Here is an 8,313-nt window from a genome sequence, read left to right on the forward strand (position 1 = left end):
TTTGCCTTTTCTTTCGGATTTTAAAGCAATAGCAAAAGTTGCAATTTCATTTTGATCTCACATACTTAAATGAACACTTTCCTTTCTCAAATGATATTCTATTTGTACTATTATTTGAGTACCACTTATACTTCTTAAGTTCTTTTTAAATGATTTACTTGGCCGTATTTTACTCATAAATTATCAGCAAATTTGATATTTAGTGAAATTTGCAAAGTCAATTTATACGGTCATAATTTTTTTGTTGTTTTATAAGTTTTAATATATAAACGAATTAGCTATACTAGTGCATCTTTGTATAACTAATCCATTTCTTGTGTTACCATAGAATACAACGAAAGTGCTACAAGCGCTTTCAGATATTGATAAAAAGGGGATTTTCTCAATGAATCAAAAAGTAGTCATCGTTGGTGCTTCTCATCCAGGTCATGAAGCAGCCATCGAATTATTAGACAGATATCAAGATCTTGATGTCACTATTTATGAAGCAAGTGATTTTGTTTCATTTATGTCTTGTGGAATGAAGCTCTTTTTAGAAGAAAAAACTACCGGTCAGGACAATGTACGTAACTTTTCACCTGCTGATTTGGAAAAATTAGGTGGTAAGGTCGTCAATAATTCGCAAGCAGTTGCCTTAAATCCGACAAACAAGCAAGTTACAATTAAAAATACCCAAACTGGTCAGACTGAAGAAGTTAATTATGACAAATTAATCTTGTCACCAGGAGTTGATCCACTCCAATTACCTGTTCCAGGGGCAGATTTAGACTACGTTTATTTAATGAGGGGCTACAGTTGGGCTAAAAAGATCAATGAAGCTCTTCATAATGATGAAATTAAAAACATCGTTGTTGTGGGTGCTGGTAACGGAATTGCTGCCGTTGAAGCAGGTGTTTTAGCTGATAAAAACATGACCTTGGTTGATGCCAGCAACCATATTTTGGCTAATTATTTTTCAAAAGACTTTACCGATGTTTTTGAACAAGAAATGCGAGACAAGGGTGTCGATTTAAGGCTTGATACAAAAGTTACTGGTTTTACCAATGATCACTTAGTCCAAACTGATCATGGTGACATTAAAGCTGATTTAGTCATTGTTGCTGCAGGCATTGTTGCTAATACAGACTGGCTTAAAGATACTATTAATTTAAACCAACGTGGTTATATTGAAACAGATGAATATTTGAGGACTAATCAAAAAGACGTTTATGCTTTGGGTGATGCTATTTGGCCACTGTCAATCCCGGCTAATAAAAGAATGCCGATTCCATCGGCAGTTGCTGCTCGCCATGAAGCAAATTATTTAGTACAACATTTGTTTGAGAAAAAGCCAAGCCGGCCATTCCCAGGCTTAGTTGGCGGACAATTACTAGAATTTGGTGATGTACATGCAGTAGTTAGCGGTCTCCCACAAAAATCTGCTGAATTTGCCGGCATTAATGCTGCAACTAGCATCTACATCGATCATTTGCGTCCAGACTTTATTCCTGCAAATGATAATCCGTTAGGATATATTTCCTTAACTTATAATAAGGACACTCATCAGATTCTTGGAGGTGCAGTTATGTCCAAGCATGATATCACCGCTCAAGGCAATGTCTTAAGTTTAGCAATTGGTCATAAATTAACATTAGAAGATTTAGCTGAGCAAGACTTCTTCTTCTCACCAAGTTTTGATCGGCAATGGAATATTTTAAACTTAGCTGCACAACATGCGCTGGGTTTACACAAGTTTTAATTAATTTTAATAGGTACTAAACCTTGTGAAATACCCCATTTTAGTGTCTTACTATGTTTAGTAAATTTAATAAAAAAAGAAGTTTTGTAACTCTTTAAAAATAATTAGCCACTTGATGTGTGGTTAGTTGATGAAGAAATAAAAGACTGTCCTTAACTACGAAATGAGTCCCGAAAGTTTTCTAACTCTCAGGACTCATTTTAATGATTTTCTTCTTTTTTTTCTTAACTTGGACTATTTATCATATCACATATTTTTGTAAAAAAAGCTTTGATACAACCCTCTATTTTTAAATAGTGACTTAATTATTTTTTCCCATAACTAAATTATCAGCATTAGCAATCAAAATCCGGTATAATTTTATTCCTGTACTTTTAACTAATTGGGATTAGCTGCTTATCTTCTAATTTGTAAGCATGAGTGAACTTACTTTGCAAGTCCTCTGGAATATGGTGATCAATCTCAACCACTGTCAAGTCGGAAGATAAAATCATTTCATGAATTTCATGAGCAGTTTGTGGGTCTAATGATGCGGTGCCTTCATCAATTAATAAAAAATTGCGATTATATAAAAAGGCACGAGCAATTTCTATACGTTTCTTTTCCCCACCTGACAAGTTAGTGCCGTCTTCTTGAATTACGGCGTCAAGGCCAATCTTTTGCAATAATGGCGTTAAACCTGCTTCTTGAATGGCATGCTCAATCTCTTGGTCTGAAAAGTCACGCCCCAAAGTCAGGTTAAAGCGCAAGGTATCATGAAAAATATTGGAATCCTGGTTGACTTCGCCAAAGTAATCAGGTTGAGGAGAAACAGCCTTACCATTCGGTTCAACTAATTCCACTGTTCCCTTTTTTGGTTGGATAATATTTGCCATTAATCTGAGCAATGTACTTTTACCCTGTCCGCTGCGACCAGTCAGCAGAATTTTATCACCACGATTAACCGTCAAGCTGGCATTTTGAATAATAGTCTTACCCTGATAGCCAAAAGTCACACCATTGAGTTGCAAGTCTTTGAAATCTATTGTCGTCATCTCGTCACTGAGAGTAGACTGCGGTAATTCCTTGATATTAGTCACTTTTGTTAATAAGGGTTTAGCCGAGTTAATCGTTGTCATTGACCGGTTGATGGCCAAGATAGAATTTACGATCCAAGAACTGGAATACTGAACCATAATAAAGGAAGAAAGAGGCAAGCGCTTGTCTAAAACAAATAAAATACCAATCCCAATGGGCAGAAATGAGAAGGTATAAGCCAAAATACCAGCCAGTAAATTGCTCATGGCAATCGTATTTTCCCGTTTCTGCTTCGCTTCAGCTGTTTCAGTAATTGCCTTCTTGCCTTTCAGTAAAAAGAAAGGCATCGCATTATAATGCAAGATTAGGTCAATGTGCTTGAGGTAATCCGACATAAATCCCGTGTACTTACCAACACTAGCACTCCAAGCTTTAGAACTCTCCATAACCCGTTTGGCCATAATTTTTGGAGCAATTGCTGAAATAACTGAAAAAAGCATAAAAACAAGAGTCAGGATAAAGTTCGCATTTATTGCCATAGCCAAACATAGCAGCAGGTTAACAATAGAAGTGATTAAATTAAATACTTCTTTGACGTAATTATTTTCTACCAACTCTAAATCATTGGTAACAAATGATAACTTATCAGAAACTGATCCTTGTTGTTTAACAAAATCAGAAGATAGCAGATCACTGCGCACGTTCTTATTGAAGAGGTAGATGTTCCGATTTAGCGCCCTCTCGTAAAAGTAGCGGGCAACGGTTAATAAGAAAACAATCAGTACAATCAAACAGACTTCTAAAACTACTCGTCTCTTATCACCAGCTTCAACCATGGCAAAGATTTGCGAATAAGACCACGTATTAAAAGGAGTATCAAGACCCACGATCAGGGTTAGCAAGAAACATAGAATTATGCTTTTGTTATCAAAATATTTTTTCATAATTGTTTTTACCTTTCATTTATATTTAACATATTTTGCTAAAATGGCCTTAACTCCATAGAAGCAATATGATTTATCTTGTTTAAATCTTTCCCGTTACTGTTTGTTCTTTTAATTTAATCATAATTTTGTTTTAAAGTATATATTTATTTTCTAAGAGGTAGTTTTTTAGACTAAGTGGTTATTACTAAAAAGCTTCCGCCATTAAAAATAAATTTAACTAGCAGAAGCAATTAGGAATTGTTTAGTTCAAAAATACTAACGTTTCTACCTTTAAAATTTAAATATTATATTAAAAATCTTGATTCTAATTACCAAGATAATTTAGGCAAAATAATACACTCAAATTTATTCTAAATTTGAGTGTATTATCAAGACCTATAATTCTTTTTTAGTTTAACTTGGTAATTTTTCTGCTACTTAGTTTATAAATATTATCATGTAATGCCGCAATTTTTTTGTCATGCGTGACTGTCAAAATTGCTTTTCCTTCATCTTTTATCTTTTTAAATAAATCAATGATTGTCTTGGCATTCTCTTCATCTAATGATCCAGTAGGTTCATCCGCCAATACAATGTCTGGATCGTTAATTAAAGCCCTTACTGCAACGGCCCGTTGCTTTTGCCCACCTGATAGTGTACTTGGTTTCCTTTTTAAAAGAGATTCTATGTTCAAATATTTGGTCAATTTATGCATTCTGCTTTTAATTTCTTTTTCATTCCTTGCTTTTTTTGGCAAATAAACTGTTGGTAGCAAGATGTTTTGTTCAACAGAAAGTCTTTGAATTAAAATTGGTTCCTGCAGCACAAAGCCAATTTTTGTGTTACGCAACTGCGACAATTCCCTATCATTACAGAGTGATAGATCTTGTCCTTCAACAATAATTTGACCACTATAAGAATTGTCAAGTGAGCCAATCAAATTTAGGAAAGTTGTCTTACCTTCGCCAGAAGCGCCTATTAAAGCTGTCATTGAACCTTTTTCTAACGAAAAATCTATGTCCTTTAAAATAGGTTGTTCCTCGAAGTTTTTACTTAAGTGATTAACATATACAGCTTTACTCATAACTTATTCATCATCCTCAGATTTAAAGGTATTTTATTGAATTTATAAATGATTAACATTGATGAGATAGTACCAATTATTAATAATGCTAAAAAGCTTAAAATCAGACTAATTGATTCAATTCTAGGAAGAGGAGTTGACAAAATAATCTGAGCATCTATACCAGCTCGGTTTGAAGCTAATAAATAGGCATTTCTCATCACATAGATGGTAACTGGTATAAATGAAACTATTGTAAGTAATAGTTGGTATAAAAACGTTATAATATATAATTGGTCTTTTCTTAATCCAAGTGAAATTCTAATGGCAATTTCTTGTCTCGATTCTGACAAACTTTTCCAAATATTCCATAAAAATAGGCCCAGAAAAATAATCAGCATAATTATAGATACTAATAATAACAATAAAACTCTTGGTTTATATTCTGCATAGAAGTCGTTAATATTTTCTTTTACTGAAATAAATTTTACTGTAGCAAAAAGATCTTTTTTAATAGTTTTAGATAATTTTAAAGCTTCATTTTTAGATGCATTATAAATCAATAAATCCTGAAAAGCTGAAACTAGTTGAGTTGCATTAACCTGTCTTTTATCTTTATCAGTCAAAGGTCTAAATACAGTCTTATTAAGTAAACGACCTCCATCCATATTATAAACTGATGGTAGCCTCAGATTTTCTTTCAAAATGCCGATAACTTTATAAGTTTCATTTTTCCCATTTGCTGGATTTAAAATTTTAAAAGTGTATCCGAGCTTTATATTTTTTAAACCCGAACCAACAATCACTGGTATTTCTTTAGTATCAGCAACATATTCTGAATTTGTAAACAATCTGCCTTTTTGCACTTTAAGAGGATAAAATTTAAAGAAATTACTGTTAATTGTATCTAAATTTATGGATACAGAACCATTAGGAATTTCAGTATTAAATGACCATCTGGATGAATAATGATAGTTGTTATTTATATAATTAAATAACTTTTGTGCTCTTTGATTTGTTTGTTTAATATTTTTCTTATTGAAGTCATAATGCAATTGACTACTAGTCATCTGGTTATTTCCCATAAATACGTCTTTTTTAATTAATTGTTGTAAATCATTCTTACCTTGTAAGACATACAAATTAGAACGGATAAGGGTATAAAAGATAAAGCTAAAAGATATCATAGTAACTAAAGTCAGAAGCACTAAAACCAAACGCTTTAAAAATACATTTTTGATGAATTCCCTATACACTATTTTAAACTCCTACTATTAATCAAGCTTTAATACAACTAATAACAAGTAGTATACATAATCTGAGCATACTAATCACAATAAACATTAGGCAGACTTTACTTAAAAACAAATAATTAAAGGACATTATTATACATATAAAAAGCACAGATACAGTATTAGTGATTAACAGCAATGAAGGAATTTGATATTTCATTCGCCATATTGTAGATCCAACTATTATTCGTATAAATTTCTCTTCTTTCGTACTTTCATTTAAATGATATATATAAAGAAGAGTAATGGCATTAACAAAAATTGGGATGAATATAACAAGGATATCGCTATCAAAAATTAACTGTAAAATACCATGAATATCCTTTGGAACAAGATTATTTAAAACATATATTGCAATTACAATGTTATTCAGTAATTCAATCAAAAAGCTAAAACAAAAATCTGTTAATTTAAGAACATTTTTAGTCACTAATAAATCAAAACCTTACATATATTATAAATAACCCTAAAAAAGAGAAGACCGCATCTAATTAGATTTTTAATAAATTTTATTTAAATTATACAATTATAGAATATCATAAAAGTAAATACATATCCTAGATATTATAAAAAGCTTTACAGAAATTTTTCATTTTATTTTGTAGCTAAAAAAGAAGCTTTGTAAAGCAAGCCTTCTTTGAAAACAAGTAATTATTCAAATTTTGGTTAATTTTCACCTGCTTTAATTATTAGCAGCAGACTCTCCTTGGGCTTGAGCCTCGACTTCAGCTTTCGTGTTGCTTGGCTTTGATTTGATACTATGAACAAACTTGACATCATTTGTTTTCGCATAGCCATCGAGTACTTCAATTCATTAAGTATGCATGGTTACCTATAGATACTTTTAACTCTTTCTCTTGCTAATCCTGAGATGTCAATAACATAATTCTAGCCTACTACCAGCCAAATACTGAATAAATCAAAAAAGTACACGCAACAGCGACAATCATATACGAAATACGACAAATAATATATAATCTCCTTACTAATTTTGCCCGTTTTGCATTATAAATATAGGGAATACTTGTATAATGCTCTCTTTCTTTTTTTGTTAAATCTGCGTTCATATATATTTCTGCTAACACGGCAACAATGAAAATCAAATTTCCTATAAATAGAATAACAACTTCTGATGTAAAAAAAGCCCAACTTAATAACAGAACAATAGCCGCAATAAACCGGCTGGCCTTTATCATTACCACTTCTCTCTCAATTCCAGGCTTTGCTACAAATTCTACTGTAGACGCTGCGACTTCTTTTCGTGATTCCAAATTAAGCTTATGCCAAGCTTTTGACTTGAGATAAATCATATATAGCGATGTTATAAATGCAATAGTAAAGAATATTAAAATAATAATTTCGTAAATCAAATCGTAAATCAAATCGTAATTCGTAGTATCCATAAAAAGCTCTCCTAGTCTATTATATTTTGCAAATATTTAAAGGGTTGCGATGTTTTGATTATTTTAGAAGGTTAAATACTGTAAACTTTTTATTTCATACACTATACACTGCCTTAAGTTTTAGCATATCATTTTTTATTGATATAACAAATACCCATTGAAATAAAATAATTACAAAAAGTCTAAGATCGCTAAAACTTCGAGAAATTTTTTACTCTGCTTTCGTAACTGTTAAAAATAAGATTATAAATGGCAACATGCAATCCCTGACTCAGTCCACTTGTGCAAAATTAATTCAGTCATGATATAATGTAATTGTAAAGAAAAGGGGTCTTGCGTTAACAAGACCTCTTTGAAAACAAGCAGCCGCTCTAAAGGCGGTTAGCTGAGTAAGAGATAAAGACCATCCCTAACTGGCTAAAGTATTATTGGGACGGTCTTTTTTATTTCTTGTGATTGTTGATATAATCCAACAACACAATAATAAACGTGGCGAATGCCAACATTATTTGTAATGCCTGGTAAACGCTCATTGACTGCTTCTCTTGCTAGCTATGTTAGCCCAATCATTATTCAGCCCGTTGTGCAAAATTAACTCAGTCATGATATAATGTAATTGTAAAGAAAAGAGGCCTTGCGCTAACAAGACCTCTTTGAAAACAAGCAGCCGCTCTAAAGGCGGTTAGCTGTCTAGGTAATAGAAGACTATCCCTAACTGGCTAAAGTATGATTGGGACGGTCTTTTTTATTTCTTGTGATTGTTGATATAATTCAATAACACAATAATAAACGTTGCGAATGCCAACATTATTTGTAATGCCTGGTAAACGCTCATTGACTGCTTCTCTTGCTAGCTATGTTAGCCCAATCATTA

Annotated in this window: 7 protein-coding genes; 1 reads left to right on the top strand and 6 read right to left on the bottom strand. The window is 32.2% G+C overall.

The annotated features are described in order from the left end of the window. Window positions 1-385 precede the first annotated feature (385 nt). Window positions 386-1,738, top strand: coding sequence for an FAD-dependent oxidoreductase (locus ACZ2M0_RS08255; RefSeq protein ID WP_490059126.1), 1,353 nt, complete (start codon window positions 386-388; stop codon window positions 1,736-1,738). A gap of 374 nt (window positions 1,739-2,112) precedes the next feature. On the opposite strand, the gene ACZ2M0_RS08260 is transcribed toward ACZ2M0_RS08255, so the two are convergent. The 6 genes from ACZ2M0_RS08260 to ACZ2M0_RS08285 form a co-directional block, all read right to left on the bottom strand. Continuing rightward, window positions 2,113-3,699 (bottom strand): ATP-binding cassette domain-containing protein, encoded by a 1,587-nt coding sequence (locus tag ACZ2M0_RS08260; protein ID WP_490059127.1) that lies wholly within the window; start codon window positions 3,697-3,699, stop codon window positions 2,113-2,115. A gap of 391 nt (window positions 3,700-4,090) precedes the next feature. Continuing rightward, window positions 4,091-4,765, bottom strand: coding sequence for an ABC transporter ATP-binding protein (locus ACZ2M0_RS08265; protein ID WP_122052995.1), 675 nt, complete (start codon window positions 4,763-4,765; stop codon window positions 4,091-4,093). After that, the gene (locus tag ACZ2M0_RS08270) at window positions 4,762-6,000 is read right to left on the bottom strand and encodes an FtsX-like permease family protein (RefSeq protein WP_490059128.1); all 1,239 of its coding nucleotides are present in this window, start codon (window positions 5,998-6,000) and stop codon (window positions 4,762-4,764) included. The genes ACZ2M0_RS08265 and ACZ2M0_RS08270 overlap by 4 nt, the downstream gene beginning before the upstream one ends. 932 nt (window positions 6,001-6,932) lie before the next feature. Beyond that, window positions 6,933-7,439 carry a hypothetical protein gene (locus ACZ2M0_RS08275; protein ID WP_122052998.1) on the bottom strand — a complete coding sequence of 169 codons (507 nt, stop codon included), beginning with the start codon at window positions 7,437-7,439 and terminating at the stop codon, window positions 6,933-6,935. Window positions 7,440-7,882: 443 nt separating this feature from the next. Beyond that, a complete protein-coding gene (locus ACZ2M0_RS08280; RefSeq protein ID WP_081945396.1) occupies window positions 7,883-7,972 on the bottom strand; it encodes a putative holin-like toxin in 90 nt (29 codons plus the stop codon). Window positions 7,973-8,184: 212 nt separating this feature from the next. Beyond that, window positions 8,185-8,274 (bottom strand): putative holin-like toxin, encoded by a 90-nt coding sequence (locus ACZ2M0_RS08285; protein WP_084619607.1) that lies wholly within the window; start codon window positions 8,272-8,274, stop codon window positions 8,185-8,187. Window positions 8,275-8,313: the final 39 nt, after the last annotated feature.

Source organism: Lactobacillus sp. VURO6/B1 (VP7), from assembly GCF_058139575.1.